The sequence below is a fragment of the Acidiphilium sp. MT5 genome, assembly GCF_054767495.1.
Map to the genome: position 1 here is coordinate 76,741 of NZ_BAABMR010000006.1, position 21,575 is coordinate 98,315.

Below are 21,575 nucleotides of genomic sequence, written 5' to 3' on the forward strand. Positions count from 1 at the left end.
GCGTCACTGTGCCCCTGAAACGTTAATATTTACTTCAAAAATGATCGGGTGTTTTGGCATTTTGGCGAAAAACGCCGGAAAACGCGAATCCCGCACGGCGGCCAGCGCCGCACGGTTGGCCGCCGCGTAATCGCTCGCGCGCAGCACCTTGGCCGACAGGATTTGGCCGTCGGGCGCCACTTTGAACGCGACAGTCGCCACACCGCTCGCGCCAAGATTTCGCATCGCGGCCGGCACCACCAAATTGCCCAAAATAATACCCCGGATGGTGGCGACGTACCGAGCCTCCACCGATTGCACAACCGCAGGGCTGGGCGCGGGCGCGCTTTGCACTGGTGTTGGCGGTGCGGGCAGGGTTGGCGCCGTCGGTGGCACTGGGGTGGGCGGCGGCGGCCGATGGATGACCGGATGATGGATCACCCGCTTAGGCAACGGCTTGGGAGCAACATGCGGATGATGCGGCAGCGGCGGCGGCGGTTTGGGCAAAGCCGGCACAGGCGGCGGCGGCGGCAGCGGCGCTGGTTTGGGCTTGGGCGGCGCGGGCTGGACCATATGCACAGCGAGCGTCGCCGGTTTCACCACGCGTGCAGGCGGTGGTTCCGGCGCATAGATCAAGGCTGCCAGTGCCAGAATTTCCAGCACCAAAGCCGCAACGATAAAGCGACCGAACCGGGACGAACCCGGCTCGGCCAGAATATCTTGGCTCATCGCATCAATATATCATGAATGATGCAGGATTGACGCAGCACCGATGGCACAAAGCGGGCCATGACTTAAAATAACGCCGTTACGCTGAAATAAACAGCGCGCGGCGCCCCCAGCAACACCGATTGATAATTATTGCCGTTATTATCCTGATAAATATTATCCACAGTGTAATAACGGCGGTTCAAAATATTATCGAGATTAAGGGAGAGCCGCAGCGCACTTACTTTGCCAAGATGCACCTTCACGGTTTTTTGCAGCGTCGCGTTCAGCAGAAAATACGGCGGCGATTGCAGGCTGGTGGGCGTGCCGGCAAATCCTTGCTGCAGATATTCCGAGCCAACATAGCGCGCATTCACATCAGCAAGCCAGCCTTGATGCGCCCAGCTAACGCCTGCACTCAGGAGATTGTTCGGCACATTGGCCAAGGGCTGACCGGCGGTGACAGTGCCCGCATAGACCGAACTAAAGCCCGAGAGAAACACAGCGTTATTGTGTGCGTAGTTGAAATAGCCTGACCATTGACCAGGAACGCTGCCAAGACGGCCGAATTGGCCGACGAGCTGCAACTCCTCGCCATCATAGCGCGATTTACCACCATTGCTGGTGGTGGACGTGCCGGTGATCGGACTCGTCGAGGTGATGAAGGTGTTCGAGAAATCTTCACGATAATAATCGACGGCAGCGGTCACGCCATGCAGCGTATAGCGCAGACCAACCTCGTAATCCTTCACATATTCCGGGCTGACATGCAGCGGCGTGACCACATAATTGCCCGCAGCATTCTGCAAAGCGACATTGCCATAATAAGCGCTGATGTTTGGAAACTTGATGTTCTGGCCGTAGGCCGCGTAAGCGGTGAGGCGCGGCGTGATCGCGAAGCTGGCCCCCACGGTGGGAGACAGATAATGGGCCGTATTCGAGACACTCCCGGCGATTGGATAGAAAAACCCGAGACCATCGTGATCTTTGGTGATCGCGTAGAGATATTTCACGCCCGGCGTAATGGTGAGCCGGTCATTTAAAAGCGAAATTTTGTCTTGAAGATAGACCGAAGCGAGGGTGCGCAAATCATGCTCATTCCAGGCATTATTATAGCCTGGAATTTGCGGTACCGGCGCGGTGCCATACCAATATTCGCGCGAGTGCAAATGGCCCGAGGTTAAATTGCCGCCAAACACAATGGTATTGTGCGGCAAATCGAGCGTGAATTTCGGCTGCACGCCGATCTCGGTGCCATAATACCCATAGAAATGATATTGCGCCCCCACCGGATACGAGCCGAATTGCGCAATTGGATCATAGCTGGTTTGGCCCGGATAAGGCGAGTAGGGGAATGTTGCTGGTGCATTGGGTAGCTGATAGGGCATGGCGGCACCTTGCAGCATATAGGGATTGCTGAACGAGGTGCGCGTATAGTTATCGGCGCCAAAGAAAAACTTCAAATCACCCGCGAAGATCTGAGTAAATTGCTGGCTCGCTCCTAACACCGCTAGATAATTCGTATCGATATTCTCTGAATAAGTGTCGCTGGTCGGAAATTGATAGCTCGGGCCATATTGCGCAATCAGCGCTTCCGGCACGGTATGCGGCGTCAGACCCCGATTTTTATTATAGACGAAATATCCATAAACCTTGCCGGTTCCGCCAAAAATCGGCGCATTGAAATTATAATATAAATGGTTGTTCTGATCCTTGGCATTTTGCAGCCATGAGCCATCGACATCACGCCGGATCGATAAAAGCTGGCGCAGGCCATCAATATCGCCGGTGTCGATCCGCACATGCGTATCGAACGAATTAAAGCTGCCATAGCTCACCCCGGCCTGACCGCCCGCGATGGCGGGTGCCTCACGCGGGACATAGTTGATGGTGCCACCGAGCGAGTTATAGGAATTGACCGCCGGATTATTGACGCCGCGAAACGCTTCGACTTGCTGAAAATCATCAAGCGTGACCAATTGATTGTTGCGCGCCGAGGCCGAATTGACCACACCGGCATTAAAAATATCGTTCAGCGCCACGCCGCCGAATGTTTCGGAAAACTGACCATCATTGAACGCACGGAATTGGATATTGGTGCGCATGCCATTCGGCCCCGCCGACACCGCGACCACCGAGGGAAGCTGATTGAGCAAGGTTTGGGCATTGGTGGCCGGTGAGGCAAGCTTGATTTGCTGCTTGCCGATAATGCTTACCGTATAGGGCGCCTTTTTCGGGATCCGCGATTGTGCCGCACGAGACGCTGATTTTGAAATCGTGCCGATTTTAACGGGTGTTTTGGCATTGTCGCTCACCACGGCTTGCGCCCGAGCATTGGGCGCCACACCAATAATCAAGCCACTCAGTGCCGTGCCGAGTAAGAGCGAAAATTTTGTCATCACGATCCCCTGAAATTATATTCCGTGGGGGGCCGTCTAAACAGTTTTCATGACAGGGGAATGACAGTTTGGTGGCAGTTGGATGAAAACACACAAATCACCAATCACAGAATCTGAGCGTGATCCTGCGGCCACTGCCTTTAATCGGAGCAGAATAATACTTGGAATAATATGCTGTCAACTGTGGTTTATCTGGCAATAAATCACCGATGGCCGCAATTTCAGCAGAGCGTGGCGGGCGGTGAAGATTTCATTGCGCTGGACGTTTTATCGAGCTAGGCTATCGCAGTAAATTTCAAAAGCGTAAAAATTAAGGAGGATCACCATGGCTGCCAATCCGCCACCCCCATTACCGACCGTGCAAGCCTTCAAAATCGCCACCACGGTCAGAAAAGGACCATTCGCCCGGCCACGCAAAAATATTTCCGTTGTTGACGTCGCGCTCGAACATTGCCTGACGCAGATGGCCGGCAATGATGATAAGAAAAAGATCAGCGCGTTGAAGTGGCTAATCGCGATTTGCGATGGCTACAAGACGGCACATGTCGCGAAAGGAGCGACCACGACGAGCGCTGTGCGCTTGCCGCAGGTCAACGCACTTGGCATGCAGGCATTTAAATGGCTGGCGTGGGTTTCATTCGGCAAACGTAAGGCCGAATTCAATGCACACGGCCCAAAGGCCCCCGCCATCGGGCTGAAACCGGGTTACGCGATTGAGCGGACGCAGCGCGTGGCGTTGAAGGCTAATAACGCCGTCAATAAAATGCCAGTCAGCGGCACCTTTGTGCATCAGCAACAAGAAACATATGCGATAGATGCCAATCAGTTTCCCGGGGCGCCACCGCCGGTAATCACCGCACTCCAAAAATCATTCGATCAATTGACTCAGGCGGATTACACGGCGATTGGCGCATATCTAACAACACGTGGGGCCGGTGATGCTGATACCCGCGTCTATATGATGGATAAGCAAACGCGGCTTGAGAATATGCTGATCGTAAAAAATGGTGAATTTTACACAGGTTTTGATCAGCCTCTCGATCCGGGCACCAGAATGATCGTCTGGGCGATGGACCAATATGGATCGATCTTTGGGACGGCTTCGAACACTGATGCATCCGCTCAAGGTGCGACCAATATCAATCATTCCACTATGAATGCGGGCAAAGATGTGATTTGTGCCGGCGAAATCGTGAAAATTGGTCAAAACGACGTGGGCGATCGCCCGAGTGACATTCCTCGCAAATATATCGGCTGGATGAAAATCACCAATGGCAGCGGCCATTATAAGCCAACAGCAGCAAATCTGGTGACCGCCTTGCAGCTTTTGGCCGATGACCATCTCGATTTCTCGAAATGGATTGCCGGTGTCATGACTGCAAATGGTACATTTGAATATGCGTTGGCGAGCGAGATTGTCCGGCTAGGCCGGTGGCAACCGCGCTGGTTTTGATCCTCTCCGCCGCAACCGGTGCAGCACGTGGCGGAGCGGAGCAAATGCGCGCCACATCCGGCTGGTTTCAATCGCGTGTGCGTGATCGGCGAGGTCTTTGCTCTGCGCGGCGAGAAGGCTTGTTTTGGCGTTGAGCGCAGCAATTTCGCCCTGCAGCCGCTCAATCTCACGGCGCAGCGCAACCCGATCAAGCTGATCAATCGTCGGATCAGCGATGGCGCGGTCAACCCGGATTTTCGCTTGGTCCGCAATCCGCGCATGCGCCGCCAGCGCTTCCGCCGCCGGTATCGGGTGCGGCAAAATTGGGGCGAGTTTTTGATGGAGATAGATCGCGTCTTGCACCAGACGTGGAAATGACAAAAACACCACCGGAATATCAGCTTCAATCACGCGTTCCAGCAAATGATGCAGGCCAAGTGCCAGAATGCGGGCCTGATCAAGCGGGTGGAGCGAAAAAACCACGCCGCCAGGCGCCGAACCACGATGCGCCCACGGGCGATCAAGCACAGTCCAGAAATCACTTTTCTCGGCCATGTCGCGCAATTCGACGATGGTGCGGCTGGCACTCGCGCTCGCTAAGTCGCGCAGTGGAATAATCACCGCATCCAGCGTGATGGCGGGGTCTGCGACGATCTGATCGATCAGCTCCGTGGCCCAGGGTGATTTCACCACATACGGCATATCCGGATCGAGTGCGGGCAACGGCAGGTTTTCGGCACCGGCATTGGCCGCCTCATCCCAGCTTGCATAATCACCGAACCGCGAAAAATGCGTGGCGTAGCCAAGCGCATCGAAATATTTGACCAGAAACGAAGTGCCCGAACGCCCAGTCCCGGCGATCAACAAATGATGGCCGGGTGGCGTGTCGCGCCGGTCGGTCACGGAAGCAAAACGGTGCTGCCGGTGGTTTGCCGCGCTTCAAGCGCACGATGCGCCGCGGCCGCTTCGCTGAGCGGGAAGGTTTGATTGACGCGAATTTTCACAGCGCCTTGCGCCACCACATCGAACAAATCGCTGGTCACCGCCAGCAAATCTGCCCGGCTGGCGGTGTAGGTCGCAAGCGTCGGGCGGGTGAGAAACAAGCTGCCTTTGGCCGCGAGCATGCCAACATCTACTGGCGGCACCGCGCCGGAGGCATTGCCATAGCTGACCATCAAGCCCAGCGGTGCGAGACTATCAAGGCTCGCGGTGAAGGTATCGCGCCCGACACTGTCATACACCACCGGCACCATCGCCCCTTCGGTGATCCGCCGGATTTCAGCGGCAAGATTATCATGACCAACAATCACGTGCGCAGCCCCATGCGCACGAGCCAGTTCGGCCTTTTCCGGGGTGGAAACGACGCCAATCACCCGGGCTCCGATATGGCTCGCCCATTGGCATAAAATAAGCCCAACACCGCCCGCAGCCGCATGAACCAGAATGGTCTCGCCGGCGCGCACCCGATAGGTGCGGCGAAGCAGATATTGCGCGGTCATGCCTTGCAGCATCATCGCGGCACCGGTTTGAAAATCAATCGCGTCGGGCAATTTCACCACGCGGTCAGCGGCGATGACCCGTTCGGTCGCGTAAGCGCCAAGCGGCCCACCCGCATAGGCAACGCGATCACCCACCGCGAGGTCGGTGACATTCGGGCCAACCGCTCGAACCACGCCAGCCCCCTCGAGACCAATGGTCGCGGGTAGCTGCGGGATTTTGTACAACCCGGTGCGAAAATAAACATCGATATAATTCAGACCCACCGCTTCATGATGCAGCAAAACCTCACCCGGACCCGGTTCAGGGGTAGGAACATTTTCCCATTGAAGAACTTCGGGTCCGCCTTGGGTATGAATCCGTATGGCCTTGCTGCTCATGCTGGGTCTCCGTGTGAAAGCGTCTGGACTGCGTGCCAGCATTGCTACAATCAGGGTATGATCGCAACTGCGCGAGGTTATCGATCAGCGATCAATCAGCCGGGAGGGGTCACACCCGGATGATGGCGTTGCTGCCAAATTTCCATATAGCGCAACACCGCCGCCGCTGTTTCTTCAATCGAACGGCTAGTGACATTGATCATCGGCCAGCCGCGCTGGGTGCAAAGCCGCCGCGCCCAGAGCAATTCGGCCTTGACATTATCCTCGTCAATATAGCGATCCTGCAATTGGCCCGCGATCGCACCAAGCTCGCCGCTGCCCAGCAAACGCAGGCGATGGCGGCGAATTTCAATCAACGGCGCAAGATCAACGAACAGGCCAATCACCGGGCAGCTATCCGCACACAACGCCTCAGGCAGCGCGGTGTCGGGCACCAGCGGGATATTCGCCGCTTTCACCCCGCGATTGGCCAGATAAAAAGCAGTCGGCGTTTTTGAGGAGCGGGATACACCCACCAAAATCACATCCGCCTTGGCCAGGCCCCGGCTCGCCTGGCCATCATCATGCGATAAGACATAATGCATCGCATCAATCCTGCGGAAATAATCGGCATCGAGCACATATTGCCTTCCAGGGCGCTGTGCCGCCGGCGCGCCGAGCTCATCTTGCAGCAGCGAAAATACCGGGTCGAGCATATGCAGCAGCCGCAAGCCAAGCCGCGCGCAAGCTTCTTCGAGCGCATGGCGCAACGCCGGATCGATCAAGGTGGTCAATACTGGTCCCGGCTCCGCCTGGATCCCCTCAAACACCTGCTCAAGCTGCAACCGGGAGCGGATCAGGCTCCAGCGATGAATATGAATGTCGGCCCCCTCGAATTGGGCAAGGGCCGCCCGTGACACCGCGCTGAGCGTATCGCCCGTGGCGTCGGAAACAAGATGCAGGTTAAGGCGCTTTTCAGGCATGGGGATAGAATGGCGCAAAACCCTGTGGATGAAAAATCGCTACTTACTGCAAAGCGGGGATAAGTTTCGCAGCTTGCCCCCCAGCGTCGGATAGCGGGGATAAGTTCAATCACAAAATCCATGTGGATAATTTTTACAGCCTGATGATAATAAGAGGGGAAAACATATTTTTATTGATTATTATCATATATTTAGCTGTTGGTTTCTGATGTGGAAAACTCTGTGGATTGGGTGGGAGCCGCGATAATCCCCGTGATTAACAACCCTAGAGTCTTCGCTACTCCTTTTAAGTCATTTAATCATTCTATAGTGAGGGTGAGATGAACGGGAAAACAGCGGATCGACGAGTTTTGCGGGTTTTAGCGGGTGAGGCGGTATGGCCGCCGCCAGTGTGGCTGATGCGTCAAGCGGGCCGGTATTTGCCCGAATACCGCAAATTGCGGGCAGAGGCTGGTAATTTCATCTCGCTTTGCACCACACCCGGCTTGGCCACCGAAGTTACGTTGCAGCCGATCCGCCGCTATGGCTTTGATGCTGCGATTTTGTTCAGCGACATTTTAATCCTGCCTTGGGCAATGGGCCAAAGCCTGCGCTTTGCGGAAGGCGAAGGCCCGCGCCTCGCACCGATTGAAACCGAGGCGGACCTCGCGGCCTTGTCGGCGGAACGGCTGATCCCGGCCACCGAGCCGGTGATGGAGACAGTGTCACGGGTGCGCGCTCAATTGCCCGACGAAACCACGCTGATTGGCTTTGCCGGCAGCCCTTTTACCGTCGCGTGCTATATGATCGATGGACGTGGTGGCGATTTCCCGAGGACCCGGGCGATGGCTTATGAAAACCCTGCTTTGCTCACAGCCGTGATCGAGTTGGTCACCTCTGCGACCATTACCTATCTCAGCAAACAGATCGAGCACGGGGCCGATTGCGTCATGCTGTTCGATTCCTGGGCTGGCATGCTGCCGCCTGATTTATTCCGCGCTTATGTAATCCATCCCACCGCACGAATTGTTGATGCGGTGACCAACGCGCATCCCGATGTGCGGATCATCGGGTTTCCACGCCTCGCCGGCATCATGGCACTTCCCTACGCGACCGATACTGGCATTTCTGCTTTGGCGCTGGATACAGCGGCAGACCCGGCTTTAGTCGCGCCGTTGCTCGAAAAACCCATGGCCTTGCAAGGGAATTTGGACCCGCTTTTGCTCCGCTCCGGCGGCGAGGCGTTGCGTCATGCGGTCGAGCGGATTGCGCGCGGCATGGCCGGTCGGCCGCATATTTTCAATCTCGGTCACGGCATCGTGCCCGAAACCCCGCCCGAACATGTGGCAGATTTGGTTAAATGGCTTCGTGCGCTTGAGGATTCGCCGCCAGACCTTATTTCTGCTCCATGAACATGATTCCGATGACCGAACTATCCAGCGACGGGCTGGCCGAGAACCCGCGCGATTCGGGACCGGCTGGCGCCGAGCGCGTTGCCATCGTGCTGTTCAATTTGGGCGGGCCTGATGGCGCTGACTCGATCAAACCGTTTCGGGTGAATTTATTCTCCGACCCCGCCATTATTCGTGCGCCGATTTTCATTCGGTTTTGGTTGGCACGGCTCATCGCTGCCTCGGCGCAAAAAAAGGCAGAAGCCGGCTACGCGCTGATGGGTGGCAAATCCCCACTGTTGGAATTGACCCAAGGCCAGGCGGATGCCTTAGAATCGGTGGTGCCAGGGGCGAAATGCTTCATTGCCATGCGCTATTGGCATCCTTTCGCCGCCGAAGCCGCTGCGGCGGTAAAGCAATTTGCGCCAGACCGCATTTTGTTACTGCCGCTTTACCCGCAATTTTCCACCACCACCACCGGTTCTTCGCTGCGCGACTGGCATGAGCAAGCGGCAAAAATCGGCTTGGTCGCGCCGACCACCACGCTGTGCTGCTGGTTTGATGATCCAGCCTTTGCCGATGCGATTGCCGGTTTGGTGCAAAAAACCCTGGAAACCGCCCGCGCGGAATTGCCGCCGACGCAAAAAATCCGGCTGTTATTCTCAGCCCACGGCTTGCCCGAAAGTATCGTCAAGGCGGGTGATCCCTATCAGGAAGAGGTTGAACGCAGCACCGAGGCGGTGATGAAGGCTTTGCTCGCGCGCACCGGCCGCACCGAGGATTACCAAGTTTGCTACCAATCGCGCGCGACCCCGCAACAATGGCTGGAACCCTCGACCGAGCAGGCATTGGAACGCGCCGCCAAGGATCAGGTCGCCGTGCTGGTGGTGCCGATCGCCTTTGTCTCTGAGCATATCGAAACTCTGGTCGAATTGGACATCGAATATCGCGAAGTGGCCGAGCATTTGCACATACCCGGCTATTACCGGGTGCCAGCACCTAATTCGGACCCTGCCTTCATCGCTGCTTTGGGCCAGATCGTGCAGCGGGCCGTCGCGGGCGGTGATGGCCTCTGCTCGCATCAAGGTGGCCGGGCGTGCTCGCTGGTGCATGGCGATTGCCCATGGGCGCGCTATCGGGCATTGCAGTCGGCATGACCCTTGCCGCCTTAGCGCCGTTTTACCGTTGGGAACTTGCCTTCCATGTCATGTCGGTCATCGCATGGATGGCGGCCTTATTCTATTTGCCCCGGCTCTATGTTTATCACTGCCAGGTCGCACCCGGTTCGGCGGAATCAGCCCGCTTTAAAATCATGGAGCGGCGGTTGCTCAAGCAAATCGCCACGCCGGCCATGATTTCGTCCTGGTTGTTCGGGATTTTGCTCATTCTCACCCCCGGCGCCATTTCATGGTCCGCCCCGTGGTGGTGGGTGAAATTTATCTCGGTCATTCTCATGAGCGGGTTTCACGGCGCTCTCTCGAAATGGCGCAAGAATTTTCTGACTGACCAAAATACCAAGCCCGAGCGGTTTTACCGCATTGCCAATGAAGTGCCGACCATTTTGATGGTGATCATCGTGATCATGGTGGTTGTGCAGCCTTAAAATCTTATGACGCTCAGCGATTGAAAATGCCTTGCGCGATGCGCAGTTGCCCCGCGAGTTCGCCGCTATGCGGCTCGGTGGACACCGCAAGTTTTTCCAAAATAGCGGCCAAACCGGCAGGGTTCAGGGCGATGGTACAATAACCCTCGGCCATAAGCTGCATGGCGCGGGCGCTGGCCTGCCCATAATCATTGGCGGCTTGCGCAAAATGCGCATAAGCGGCGGTGCGATTATTCTGTGCCAGGCATAACGCGCCGATGAGCCACACCGCGTTGCCCCGCTGCATTGGCGATTGGTTCAGTTGTTGCACACAAGCCCAAGAGCGCTCGGCCAGTTTAATTGCCTGAGCAAGCTCCTCATCGGTTCGCGCCGCCGCCGTGTCACTCCACGCCGGCCAAGCATCGGCGGCAGCATTATAGGCGATCCGTTTGATGCTCTTGAGACAATTGACACTTTCCTCATCCGTTACCACGTCCGTTGCACGTCGTTGGTCGATCTGGCCGATGATGCGCTCCGCGAGGCGTAAAATTTTTGGAATATCATTGGATTGGCGCGCTGCATTAAACGCGGCCTCAAGGTCTTTGATCCAATCATTAATGCCGGTCATCAGACGTTCCGATCAATTTTGTTAATGATTGACCATATTTGCCCTTGTTTCGGCGATAATGCTAGATCAAGGTTGGTTGCGGTCGGATCGATAGATCCGCGCAAAATCAATGATATTCATCGCCTAACCAAGGCTGTAACTTGGTTGGTGATGAGCACTCACGCTTCTTGGGTGTGACACTGACAAAATGTAATGGACTTGTGAGGGGCTTTAGCCTAAATTAATGCAATTAGATCAGACGGATATGGACATTCATCATGGCTGACGACACGCCGATAGAGGAACCTACCCCTGAATTTGAGAGCAATGCGCATCAATTCGGGCATAAAAATGCGGATCGTCGCCGTGAGCGTCGGCGTTCGATTGTTGGCCGCGTCCGGTTGATTTTGAACACCCCCGGCGCGCCGAGCCATGAATATTTGCTGCTCGAAGCCTCCGATCACGGCTATCGTCTGTCCGGCGCGCCGCTACCGGCCGTTGCACCCGCCGATGAAGTGACGGTCGAATTGGCGAACGGCACCACCCAGCGCATGGCCGTGCGCTGGGTTGAGGATGGCGAAATTGGCCTCGAGGTGATCGCTGGCTAAATCATAGGGTCTTGAAGCCGGGAACACTGCTCAGCGGCACGGCTTGCGCCAATTTTTGCATATCGGGCAGCGGGCGGCGCAGCGTCGCCTGATGTGTGGTCGCGGCCTCAATCGCCCGCGCTATGGCGATCAAACGATGGTCTTGATGCCGTGGCGCGATCAGTTGGATGCCAAAAGGCATCCCGTTCTGATCGCACCCGAGCGGCAAGGACAAAGCCGGATGCCCCGCCAGCGTGACGGCGTAAACCAAGGCCAGCCAGTGATAATAAGAGCGCGTCGGCACATCATCGATGCTGGCGGGGAATAGCTCGGTCCAGGGGCGCGGCGTGATGGTGACGGTCGGGGTGATCAGCAAATCATAATCCGCGAAAAAATGCTGCCAGCGCTGATAAAGCGCGGTTTGCAAGGCCAGAGCGCGGGCAACATCGGTGGCGCTGTAGCGCAAGCCTTCTTCAAGATTCGCCCGGATATTCGGGCCCACGCTGTTGGGATCGCGCTGATACGGCTCGAGAAACGCGGCGAGGAAATTGACAGCGCGCAGCACCGCGAAACTCTCATCCGCCCCCGCGCAATCCGGTGTCGTTGCCTCCGCCGCACGAAATAACGGGGCCAACAGCGCGAATTTTTCGCTGAAACAATGCCGCACCGCCTGACTGGTCGGCGCAAAACCGAGATCCGGGCTGTAAGCAACCCGAAGGCTCGAAAGATCGATTGGCCCGCCAATGCAGCGCTCGCCTGCGGGTGGATTGAGCATATCGCGTGTGTCGATGGCTTCGATCGCACCTAATAGGAGCGAAAGATCATCAACCGAACGCGCCATCGGGCCAAGCACCGAAAGGCCGGAGGCGCCGAGCAAGCGCTTTTCGGAGGGCACCAAGCCCGGGGATGGCCGCATCCCGACGATGCCGCAAAAAGCAGCGGGGTTGCGCAAGCTGCCGCCCATGTCCGAGCCGGTGGCAAGGCTGACCATCGATGTCGCCAACGCGGCGGCGGACCCGCCGGAGGACCCGGCGGCGGATTTCAGCGGATCGAACGGGTTGCCAGTCGCCCCATAGACCGCGTTGATCGTATTCGCGCCCGCGCCAAATTCCGGCGTATTGGTTTTGCCCAGCACGATGCCACCGGTAGCGCGGATGGTTTTCACCAAAAGCTGGTCCACGCGTGGCACATGATGCGCGAAGCGGCGACTGCCATAGGTTGTGCGCAAACCCTCAGTATCTTCGAGGTCTTTGATGCCGATGGGTAGGCCGTGCAACGCGCCCAGCTTCGCACCGCTGATCACCGCTGCTTCCGCCGCACGGGCGGCGGCGCGGGCGCGGTCAAAATCGCGCGCGACCATGGCATTGATCGCGTGATCGATGGTTTCGATCCGGCTTATACAGCTTTCCACCAGCTCAACCGGCGACAACGCTTTGGCCCCAATCAGCCGCCGCGCCTCAATCGCGCTGAGATCACAGGCCTCGACCATGCTCAATAGCCCATCGCGCAACCATCCTTGCGCGGATCAGAGCCGCCGATGAGCAGGCCGGTTTTCGGATCAATCACAATCGCTTGGCCACCCCCATGCGGACGGTCGGTGACCGGAATGTGATGAATTTTATGACCGCGCGCGATCAAGCCCTCGATGCTGGCCTGCGGCACGCCGCGCTCAACCTCAACCTGCCCGGCATAGGGGAACACCCGCGCGAGATCGAGCGATTGCTGGATATCAAGCCCGTATTGCCGCCAATTGGTGAGCAACCAGGATTGACCCATCGGCTGATAATGCCCGCCCATCACGCCAAACGGCATGATCGCCGTGCCATTTTGCGTCGCCATGCCGGGGATGATCGTGTGCATCGGGCGTTTGCGCGGCGCAATCGCGTTCGGATGACCGGCTTGCAGCGAAAAACCCAGTCCCCGATTATGCAAAATCACCCCGGTATTCGGGGCGAGAATGCCCGAGCCAAAGCTTTCATAGGTCGAATTAATGAACGAGCAGGCATTGCCCTCGGCATCGACCACCGCGAGATACACCGTGTCACGATGCTTAGGCAGCAGATTTTCGCCAGCCCGTGGCAGATTGATCAGCGCGTGGTCATCATTGATCAGATGCCGCAACCCGCCGAGATACGCATCGCTCAACAAATGCTCCACCGGAACCGGAGATTGATCCGGATCGGCCAGCAGCGCATCGCGATCACGATAGACCAGCCGCGCCGCCTCGATATGGCGGTGCAACCGCACCGGGCCAAGCGGACCATCGGGTGCCGGGCCAAACCCCTCCAAAATGCCCAGCAACATCAGGGCCAGAATGCCGGACCCGTTCGGCGGGCATTCCCAGATGGTCAAACCATCGAAATCGCGCTTGATCGGTGTCACGAATTTCGCAGCGAGGCGGCCTTCGGCAAAATCCGCCTCGGTATGCAAGCCACCGCGCTGGCGCAACTCCGCGACCATGCTCGCCGCAATCTCACCCTCATAAAACGCCCGTGCGCCGTGCTGGGCAATCGCGCGCAGGGTGCGCGCCAGATCGGGCTGGTGCAAAATATGCCCGGCGTCAGGCGTCTTACCGTGTGGCAGAAACAGCGTCGCGCCGGTTTTGCGCAGTTTTTCGCCCACCAACGCCCAATCGAACGCGACGCGCGGATGCACCGGAAAACCGTTCTCGGCATAGGCGATGGCCGGGGCCAGGGCAGCCGCCAGATCGCGCTTGCCATAGGCGGCGAGTAAGGTTTCCCACGCGCCGACCGCGCCGGGAATGGTCACGCCATGGGGCGAGGTGGAGTCGAGCGCAGTGATGCCGTGTGTCTGATAATAATCGAGCGTTGCCGCCGCCGGCGCGCGGCCCGAGCCGTTCAGCGCAACGACATCGGCGCTATCCGCTGGCTTATATAAGCAAAAACAATCCCCGCCGATCCCGGTTGATTGGGGTTCAATCACCGCGAGCACGGCGGCGGCGGTGACCGCAGCATCCAGCGCATTGCCGCCCGCGCGCAGCGCATCGAGTGCGGCCAGCGTAGCGGCGGGCATTGAGGTCGCGGCCATGGCGTTGGTGGCCATAACGGGGCTGCGGCCAGGTTGATGAAAATCGCGCATGTTCGCTCCTCAAACAATGAATGGGATGGTTACACCCTTGATCGCGCATTATTCGCGCCGATCCAAGCCCCCGATCACGTTTTTGGCAACACACCACCCAAGCCGGCAGGATTAGCCGCCGTTAATTCGCATAGCTGATATGATATTAATTCGCGAGAACGCGGCACGCATCGCCGCGCCATTTTCGAATCTCAGCGCGTCATCCACGATAAAATCAGCGCGCTGCCTGATCGGGGCGCAGCATATATTCAAGGAGTGAGAATTTTTTGGTGTCATCAAACCATCATTGTGCATTATATCGGCCATTGTGCGGTGCGGCGCTCTTTCGCAGCGCGGCATTTTGGCGCAGACTACTGTCAGGCTTCGTTGACAGCCGAGTTTGGTTGACAGGGACGAACGATAAGGACCGGTGGATGCTGACAGATCATGGCTGGGGCGCGTTCATAAATTATTTACCATTGGCGGCCCATCATTCCGAGATACTCAGTGTCAGGCCCACGCCATGAAATATAGTTTCTATCAATCACAAGATGATCTGCTCGCGCCCTGGCGCAGTGCGGCGCGTAATCTGGCCCCTCTGGTCGAATTATTCACCCCGATGCGGCCGTTCGGGGCGGTCGCCCGCGAAGCCCGCGCCTTGCTCGATTTATTCGCCCGGGGTGGCATGCGCCACCAGCGGCCCGAGTTCGGCATTGATGTCGTGCTGCGCGATGGCCGTGAAATTCCGGTGGTGGAGCAAGTTGTCCGCGCCACACCGTTCGGCGCGTTATTGCATTTCGCGACACCGGATGATCGGGTTGAGCGGCCCCGCGTGCTGATTGCTGCACCCTTGTCCGGGCATTTCGCCACCTTGCTGCGCCATACGGTGCAGGTGATGCTCGCGGATCATGACGTGTTCATCACCGATTGGTTCAACGCGCGCGATATTCCGCTGGCGGCGGGGCGCTTTGGTTTTGATGATTATGTCGATCATATCATGCTGTTTATGCGTGAGCTTGGCCCCGGCGCGAGCGTGGTTGCGGTCTGCCAGCCCGCCGTTGCGGTGTTGGCGGCAACCGCGCTGATGGAAGCGGATAGCGATCCGGCGCGCCCGCACGCCACGGTGCTGATGGGCGGGCCGATTGACACGCGGTGCAACCCCTCAAAAGTCAATCAGCTTGCGAAAACCCGCGATATTGCCTGGTTTGAACAAAACCTGATCGATACTGTCCCCTGGCAGCATCAAGGCGCGGGGCGGCGTGTTTATCCAGGCTTTGTGCAGCTCGCCTCGTTCATGTCGATGAATTTGGACCGGCATATCGGCGCGCATGTGCGCCAATTCCGCTCCATCGTCACGGAGGATGCGGAGGCCGAAGCCGCGCATAATAGTTTCTACGCCGAATATCAAAGCGTGATGGATTTGCCGGCTGAGTTCTATCTGGAAACGGTCGAGCGCGTGTTTCAGCGCCATGATTTGCCCCTCGGTCGGTTGACCCATCGCGGCGATGTGATCGATCTCGGCGCGATTACCGAGACCCAGCTTCTGGCGGTGGAAGGCGAGCGCGATGATATTTGCCCGCCCGGCCAAACCGAAGCGGTGATTGATCTGTGCGCCAAATTGCCCGCGAGCCGCAAACTCAATCATCTGCAAAAAGGCGTTGGCCATTACGGCGTGTTCAGCGGCTCGCGCTGGGCACAGGAAATCTATCCGCTGCTGCGCACCACCATCGCCACGCCACGCACCCGCCGGGCGCCACGGCAAAAATCCTAAGCAGCACATCAATTTCCCGTTATCGCCACGTTGACGCCATGATTAAATGGTTCTTGTATATATGAGCCGATCAGGCAGATTGTTGGCTCCTTGCCATTCTGGCGCAGTGACCAATCTCTTGCCTGGTACTCGTGCTTTCGTGCCGTATGATTATAACTTTTAGGAGAACGCTCATGTCCAACGAATTCAATGAATCGCGCCGTGGTCTGCTGAAGAAGGCCGCTGGCTTGACCGCCGTTGCCGCTGGCCTCGTCGCGGCGGGTGCTGGCACGGCGCAAGCCGCTGGCATGGCACCGGCTTCCGTGCAGTATCAGACCAAGCCGAAGGACGGCCATCAGTGCGATGGCTGCGCCCTCTATGTTCCGGGCGCGTCCGCAACGGCGGTTGGCAAGTGCAAGGCCGTTTCCGGCCCGATCGCGCCGACCGGCTGGTGCACCCTCTGGGCGCCCAAGGGCTAAGCGATCGTCGCAGCCTATCATCAGGATCGCGCAGACTAATCGCGCTTTCGATCAAACGGCACGGAGTTTCGCTCCGTGCCGTTTTTTTGGGCCGTTTTTTATGGGCCATTTTTTATGGGCCGCTTTCAGTTGGGCGCGCGCAGCGTGTCGCTCTTACAACATAAAATCAGAATTTCTCCCGTCACCATCGCGTGACATTGCACCGAAGCATCGCTTCCGATAACACTCCCTTGCGCAGTTTGGCCGTTGGCAAAGAAAAAGCCCCACCGGCGAACCGGCGGGGCAAGTCAACAGGGAGGCTTCACGTCTGGGAGACGTCGGGGCCGGAAAACCAGCCCCTATCCGGCCGTGCAAGGCCGGATCTCGGAGATTGACCATGCGGCGAGAACCGGGGAGAGGGTTTCGCGCACGCACCAACCTTAGAACGCCACATAACGTAAGCATCCTATAGCGCAGTTAAAGGCCCCGCAGCGTTACCATCATGTGAAATTGCTGCATGGTTGACCACGCATTAGAGCGTGGTTGGTTATCATCAATCACGCTTCAGCTTTTGTTTGCCGATTAATTTTATCGGTTTAGCTCGAATCTGCCGATCAAAGCGAAACCCATATTGATCTGATGCAGCATCCACCACCCGTCCTGTCCGCAACCCGTGACACTCAGGGCGCGATCAGCTGCGCCCGATTTCACTCACTAGGAAGTCACGGAACACGCCAACCCGTTTTGAATTTCGCAATTCTTCAGGATAAACAAAGAACATATCAATTTTCGGGGTGCGCGCATGCGGTAAAATCCGGGTCATCCCCTCGCTATGATCCACCAGATATTCCGGCACCGCGCCAATGCCCAGGCCGCTGCGAATGGCAATCAACATCGCTTGCAGCGAATTAACCTCCAGCGCGCCAGCCCGGCGCGGCAACCCATCCGCCCGGCCCAAATCAGCCAGCCAGTTAACATCGGTAACAGGCGGTTTCCGGTCACCGAACAAAATCAGCCGGTGCTTGTCCAAATCCTCCGGCTTTTCCGGCAAATGCCCCGCCGATTTCAAATACGCGTCAGACGCCCAAATCTGCCAGCGAATTTCGCCCAGCGAGCGCTGCACCAAATCGGGCTGACGCGGCGGATGCATCCGGATCGCGACATCGGCTTCCCGCATCGCGAGGTCGAGATCAACATCATCGAGCAACAGCGTAATGCTGACATCGGGATAGGCTTCCAGAAAGCGCTTGAGCCTCGGCGTCAACCACGCAACGCCGAAACTATGGGTGGTGGTGACTTTAAGCCGTCCCGCCGCACGCTCTTTGCTCTCCGTCAGCAAGGCTTCGGTCATCGCCAGCTTGGCGAACACATCGCGCACCGTGCGGTTGAGCTGCTCGCCCTGCTCGGTCAGGATCAGCCCACGGGCATGGCGGTGAAACAGCGGCACCGCCAGCGCTTCTTCCAGCGCTGAAATCTGCCGCGACACCGCCGATTGCGAGAGGTTCAGCGTATCGCCGGCATGGGTGAAGCTGCCCGCCTCAGCCACCGCATGAAACACCCGCAACTTGTCCCAATCCATATGATTATTGGTCATTCCCTGTGCCATCCCTTAAGCGGCTACCGCCGCGCCCCTGTCTAAACCCGCCGTGTGAGCCAAATAGCGCTCAGCTTCGAGCGCCGCCATACATCCGGTTCCGGCGGCGGTGACCGCCTGGCGAAACACCCGATCCGCCACGTCCCCCGCCGCAAACACCGCCCGGTGCGAGGTTTGCGTCGAGCCTGGAACAATTTTGATATAGCCATCCGCGTCAATATCGATCTGACCCCGGAACAGCGCCGTTGCCGGATCATGGCCAATCGCGACGAACACACCATCAACCTCAATCGCGCTGAGTGCCCCGGTTTTGGTATCGGCCAGCCGCACACCCGTCACCCGTGGCGGATTTTGCTCACCGAAAATTTCCTCCACCCGCGCATTCCAAATCACCGAGACTTTGGGATTGGCGAACAGCCGGTCTTGCAGGATTTTTTCCGAGCGCAACTGATCGCGCCGGTGGATCAATGTCACTGACGCGGCGTGGTGGGTCAGGAACAAAGCCTCCTCAACCGCCGTATTGCCACCGCCTATCACCGCCACGCGCTTGCCGCGAAAGAAAAACCCATCGCAGGTCGCGCAGGCCGAAACGCCGCCGCCCTGAAATTGCCGCTCCGAGGGCAAGCCAAGCCAGCGCGCCTGCGCACCGGTCGCAATCACCACCGCGTCCGCCTGATAGAGCGTGCCGGAATCGCCAATTGCGGTCAGCGGCGTTTTCGAGAAATCGACCGAGACAATCACATCCTGAATAATCCGCGTGCCGACATGGGCCGCCTGCGCTTGCATTTGATCCATCAGCCAGGGGCCCTGGATCGCCTCCGCAAAACCGGGATAATTTTCCACATCGGTGGTGATGGTCAGTTGCCCGCCTGGCTGCAAACCCGCCACCAAAACCGGGGCCAAATTCGCCCGCGCCGCATAGATCGCCGCCGTATAGCCAGCCGGCCCCGCGCCGATGATCAGTAATTTGGTGTTGATGGTCTCAGCCATGGTGTTTCCCTGTAAACGATATCAATAAATCGGCAAAACATTTTATCGCCTAATCGGCGCGATAGGGCGCTCGGCCACTGACCAACGTTGCATCCAGCAAGGTCAGCCGATCTTGGCCCCAGAATAACTCGCCATCCAACACATAGGTCGGCGCGCCAAACACACCTGCTTCCAACGCCGCCGCCAGATTTTCCTCATAGCGCGCCAGGGTCTCGGGCGCATCCGCCGCCGCAAGCAGCGTGGCCGGCGCTTCGGCCGCGTCCAACAACGAAGCGATCACCGCAGGGTCCGCCAAATTGCGCTCCTCCTGCCAAATGCCCGCGAAGGCCAGCGCCATAAAGCGATGAGCATCCTGCCCGGCCAGCGTCATCGCCACCACCACGCGATCGAGGAGTGACACATCGAACGGAAAAAATTGTGGCCGAGGATTGAGCGGAATCCCCAGCGCCGCGGACCAACGCTGCAATTCCACCAACCGATAACGCTGTCGCGTCGGGTGTCGGCGCGGCGCCGGCAGGCCGCCAGTTTCCGGAAACAGCCGCAGCAACGGGGTCGGGCGCAGCACCACACGCAACCCATGGCGCTGCGCCAGCGCGATGAACCGGCCATGACCAAAAAACGTCCAAGGCGACGACATCGAGAAGAAATAATCGATGCTGCGAGACGGTTGCGACATGGCAGACAAATCCTCTTAAATCATCGACAATGAATCAGACGATGCAACATGCAGCGTCAAGCCCCTCACGCCATCGGCACCGTCTGATCGCTCAGCCAGGCGGTCATCATCCGATTGACCAAATCCGGCGTGTCCTGCTGCACCCAGTGCGAGGCGTTGGGAATGGTGCGGAGGGTAAAATTTCTCACCAACTGCTCAGTCCCCTCGGTAAGTTCGAGCCCGAGCGCGGTATCATGCTCACCCCAGATCATCAGGGTCGGCGTATCGAGCGTTTTCGCGGGCGGCAATGTGCGAAACGGATTGCGGAAATTGGCGCGATACCAATTGATCATCGCGGTCAGCGCGCCGGGTGCCAAGGCGTTGGTGCGATAAACATCCAGCACCGCGTCCGAAAATCGCTCCTTGTTGATCGCGGAGCTGCGAAACGCCCGGGCGATCCAGGCGGCGTTTTTGGCGGCCAGCGTCCGCTCCGGCCAATACGGAATTTGGAACCAAAAAACATACCAGGATTTGCGCAATTGCCGCAGCGTTTTAAGCCCACGCGCGAAAATATCCGGATGCGGCAGGTTCATCACGATGAAACGATCCACCGGGCGGATATGGTTCAGCACAAAGAACCAACCGAGCGCACCGCCCCAATCATGGCCGATCAAAACCAGCTTGCCGGTTTTGCCCTCAGCGCGGGCCACATCGATCAAGGCCGCGACATCTTTCAGCAGTTCGGACGCGCGGTAGGCGGCAACGCCGTCGGGGCGCGAACTTTGGCCATAGCCGCGTAAATCAGGCGCCCAGACCGTATAGCCAAGCTGCGCCAGGGCCGGGAGTTGATCGCGCCAAGAATACCGCGATTCCGGAAAACCATGCAGGCACAGCGCAAAATCCTCGCCCTCGCCCAGGCAATCAACCGCAAACTCAAGGCCGTTCGCCGCGATGCGGCGGGTGGTGATCATGAGTTACAGCGGCACGCCGGGCTGCATGATCAAGGTTCGGATGGTTTGCAATGTTTGCACTTTGGCGACTTGCGGTGCCGCGATCAGCTTTTCGGTGATTTCATTCTCATGCGCGGCATCGCGCGCCAGAAAACGCATCAGAAAATCGCCGCCACCCCGGATCATATGGCACTCGCGCACTTCTTCCCACGTCGCGATCATGCTGGTGAAGCTATCGAGCACCGTTTGCCGTTGGCTCTCAAGGCCGATAATGGCGAAAAACTGGATTTGCCAGCCGAGTTTTTGCGGGTCCGTATCGGCGTGATAGCCGCGAATCAGGCCAGATTCCTCAAGGCGGCGCACCCGGCGCAAGCAGGGCGGCGGTGAAATGCCCGCCCGGCCCGCCAACTCCACATTGGTCATCCGCCCGTCATTTTGCAGCTCGGTCAGAATCCGGCGATCAATATCGTCAAGTTGCGGGGCAGTATTTCGCATTGTATTGCCCGGTTGGGCAGTCGGCGCGAAAGAATCGGTCATGGACATCACCGGCGTTGGGGTTCTTGTAATATTATTACATATCAAGTCACGGGGATGAAG

20 protein-coding genes are annotated in these 21,575 nt (G+C 57.9%); 7 read left to right on the forward strand and 13 right to left on the reverse strand.

What is annotated here, in order from left to right; all coding sequences use genetic code 11:
* Positions 1-3: 3 nt before the first annotated feature.
* A complete protein-coding gene (locus ACYUCQ_RS08265; RefSeq protein ID WP_460254044.1) occupies positions 4-708 on the reverse strand; it encodes an energy transducer TonB in 705 nt (234 codons plus the stop codon).
* Between the two features lie 65 nt (positions 709-773).
* Positions 774-3,086, reverse strand: a complete 2,313-nt coding sequence (locus ACYUCQ_RS08270; protein ID WP_460254045.1) for a TonB-dependent receptor — start codon at positions 3,084-3,086, stop codon at positions 774-776.
* 325 nt (positions 3,087-3,411) lie between these two features.
* Here ACYUCQ_RS08270 and ACYUCQ_RS08275 point away from each other — a divergent pair, with 325 nt between their 5' ends.
* A complete protein-coding gene (locus ACYUCQ_RS08275; protein WP_460254046.1) occupies positions 3,412-4,539 on the forward strand; it encodes a hypothetical protein in 1,128 nt (375 codons plus the stop codon).
* Here the strand turns inward: ACYUCQ_RS08275 and ACYUCQ_RS08280 are convergent.
* From ACYUCQ_RS08280 to ACYUCQ_RS08290, 3 genes are all read right to left on the reverse strand, one after another.
* Complete coding sequence (locus tag ACYUCQ_RS08280) at positions 4,510-5,421, reverse strand: hypothetical protein (RefSeq protein WP_460254047.1); 912 nt, start codon at positions 5,419-5,421, stop codon at positions 4,510-4,512. The two genes, ACYUCQ_RS08275 and ACYUCQ_RS08280, sit on opposite strands and share 30 nt — an antisense overlap.
* A complete protein-coding gene (locus tag ACYUCQ_RS08285) occupies positions 5,418-6,395 on the reverse strand; it encodes a quinone oxidoreductase family protein (RefSeq protein ID WP_460254048.1) in 978 nt (325 codons plus the stop codon). Before ACYUCQ_RS08285 ends, ACYUCQ_RS08280 begins: the two co-directional genes overlap by 4 nt.
* Positions 6,396-6,490: 95 nt before the next feature.
* Positions 6,491-7,357, reverse strand: a complete 867-nt coding sequence (locus ACYUCQ_RS08290; RefSeq protein ID WP_460254049.1) for a pyruvate, water dikinase regulatory protein — start codon at positions 7,355-7,357, stop codon at positions 6,491-6,493.
* 320 nt (positions 7,358-7,677) lie between these two features.
* Between ACYUCQ_RS08290 and hemE the strand changes: the two genes are divergently transcribed.
* Genes hemE through hemJ form a run of 3 tightly spaced genes read left to right on the forward strand, consistent with a single transcriptional unit; the run spans position 7,678 to position 10,330 of the window.
* The gene (hemE, locus tag ACYUCQ_RS08295) at positions 7,678-8,748 is read left to right on the forward strand and encodes a uroporphyrinogen decarboxylase (RefSeq protein WP_460254050.1); all 1,071 of its coding nucleotides are present in this window, start codon (positions 7,678-7,680) and stop codon (positions 8,746-8,748) included.
* Between the two features lie 11 nt (positions 8,749-8,759).
* Positions 8,760-9,884: a ferrochelatase gene (hemH, locus tag ACYUCQ_RS08300; RefSeq protein WP_460254051.1), complete on the forward strand. Its 1,125-nt coding sequence runs from the start codon at positions 8,760-8,762 to the stop codon at positions 9,882-9,884.
* Positions 9,881-10,330, forward strand: a complete 450-nt coding sequence (gene hemJ, locus ACYUCQ_RS08305; protein ID WP_460254150.1) for a protoporphyrinogen oxidase HemJ — start codon at positions 9,881-9,883, stop codon at positions 10,328-10,330. Before hemH ends, hemJ begins: the two co-directional genes overlap by 4 nt.
* A gap of 13 nt (positions 10,331-10,343) precedes the next feature.
* Here hemJ and ACYUCQ_RS08310 read toward each other — a convergent pair whose 3' ends face one another.
* The gene (locus ACYUCQ_RS08310) at positions 10,344-10,937 is read right to left on the reverse strand and encodes a hypothetical protein (protein WP_460254052.1); all 594 of its coding nucleotides are present in this window, start codon (positions 10,935-10,937) and stop codon (positions 10,344-10,346) included.
* Between the two features lie 257 nt (positions 10,938-11,194).
* Here ACYUCQ_RS08310 and ACYUCQ_RS08315 point away from each other — a divergent pair, with 257 nt between their 5' ends.
* Positions 11,195-11,524 (forward strand): hypothetical protein, encoded by a 330-nt coding sequence (locus ACYUCQ_RS08315; protein ID WP_460254053.1) that lies wholly within the window; start codon positions 11,195-11,197, stop codon positions 11,522-11,524.
* A 1-nt stretch (position 11,525) separates the two neighbouring features.
* Here the strand turns inward: ACYUCQ_RS08315 and ACYUCQ_RS08320 are convergent, their stop codons facing one another.
* Together ACYUCQ_RS08320 and ACYUCQ_RS08325 are read right to left on the reverse strand one after the other, a co-directional pair.
* Positions 11,526-12,992 carry an amidase gene (locus tag ACYUCQ_RS08320; RefSeq protein WP_460254054.1) on the reverse strand — a complete coding sequence of 489 codons (1,467 nt, stop codon included), beginning with the start codon at positions 12,990-12,992 and terminating at the stop codon, positions 11,526-11,528.
* Positions 12,993-12,994: 2 nt separating this feature from the next.
* A complete protein-coding gene (locus ACYUCQ_RS08325; RefSeq protein WP_460254055.1) occupies positions 12,995-14,602 on the reverse strand; it encodes a gamma-glutamyltransferase family protein in 1,608 nt (535 codons plus the stop codon).
* A 502-nt stretch (positions 14,603-15,104) separates the two neighbouring features.
* Here ACYUCQ_RS08325 and phaZ point away from each other — a divergent pair.
* Both phaZ and ACYUCQ_RS08335 read left to right on the forward strand, forming a co-directional pair.
* On the forward strand, positions 15,105-16,352 hold the full coding sequence (gene phaZ, locus ACYUCQ_RS08330; protein ID WP_460254056.1) for a polyhydroxyalkanoate depolymerase: 1,248 nt from the start codon (positions 15,105-15,107) through the stop codon (positions 16,350-16,352).
* 173 nt (positions 16,353-16,525) lie between these two features.
* Positions 16,526-16,810 (forward strand): high-potential iron-sulfur protein, encoded by a 285-nt coding sequence (locus ACYUCQ_RS08335; protein WP_460254057.1) that lies wholly within the window; start codon positions 16,526-16,528, stop codon positions 16,808-16,810.
* A 670-nt stretch (positions 16,811-17,480) separates the two neighbouring features.
* On the opposite strand, the gene ACYUCQ_RS08340 is transcribed toward ACYUCQ_RS08335, so the two are convergent.
* The 5 genes from ACYUCQ_RS08340 to ACYUCQ_RS08360 all read right to left on the reverse strand — a co-directional run bounded on the left by ACYUCQ_RS08340 (position 17,481) and on the right by ACYUCQ_RS08360 (position 21,473).
* Positions 17,481-18,368: a LysR family transcriptional regulator gene (locus ACYUCQ_RS08340; protein WP_460254151.1), complete on the reverse strand. Its 888-nt coding sequence runs from the start codon at positions 18,366-18,368 to the stop codon at positions 17,481-17,483.
* Between the two features lie 30 nt (positions 18,369-18,398).
* The gene (trxB, locus tag ACYUCQ_RS08345) at positions 18,399-19,373 is read right to left on the reverse strand and encodes a thioredoxin-disulfide reductase (protein ID WP_460254058.1); all 975 of its coding nucleotides are present in this window, start codon (positions 19,371-19,373) and stop codon (positions 18,399-18,401) included.
* Positions 19,374-19,422: 49 nt separating this feature from the next.
* On the reverse strand, positions 19,423-20,049 hold the full coding sequence (locus ACYUCQ_RS08350; protein ID WP_460254059.1) for a DsbA family protein: 627 nt from the start codon (positions 20,047-20,049) through the stop codon (positions 19,423-19,425).
* Positions 20,050-20,114: 65 nt separating this feature from the next.
* Positions 20,115-20,999: an alpha/beta fold hydrolase gene (locus ACYUCQ_RS08355; protein ID WP_460254060.1), complete on the reverse strand. Its 885-nt coding sequence runs from the start codon at positions 20,997-20,999 to the stop codon at positions 20,115-20,117.
* A gap of 3 nt (positions 21,000-21,002) precedes the next feature.
* Complete coding sequence (locus ACYUCQ_RS08360) at positions 21,003-21,473, reverse strand: Lrp/AsnC family transcriptional regulator (RefSeq protein WP_460254152.1); 471 nt, start codon at positions 21,471-21,473, stop codon at positions 21,003-21,005.
* Positions 21,474-21,575 lie beyond the last annotated feature (102 nt).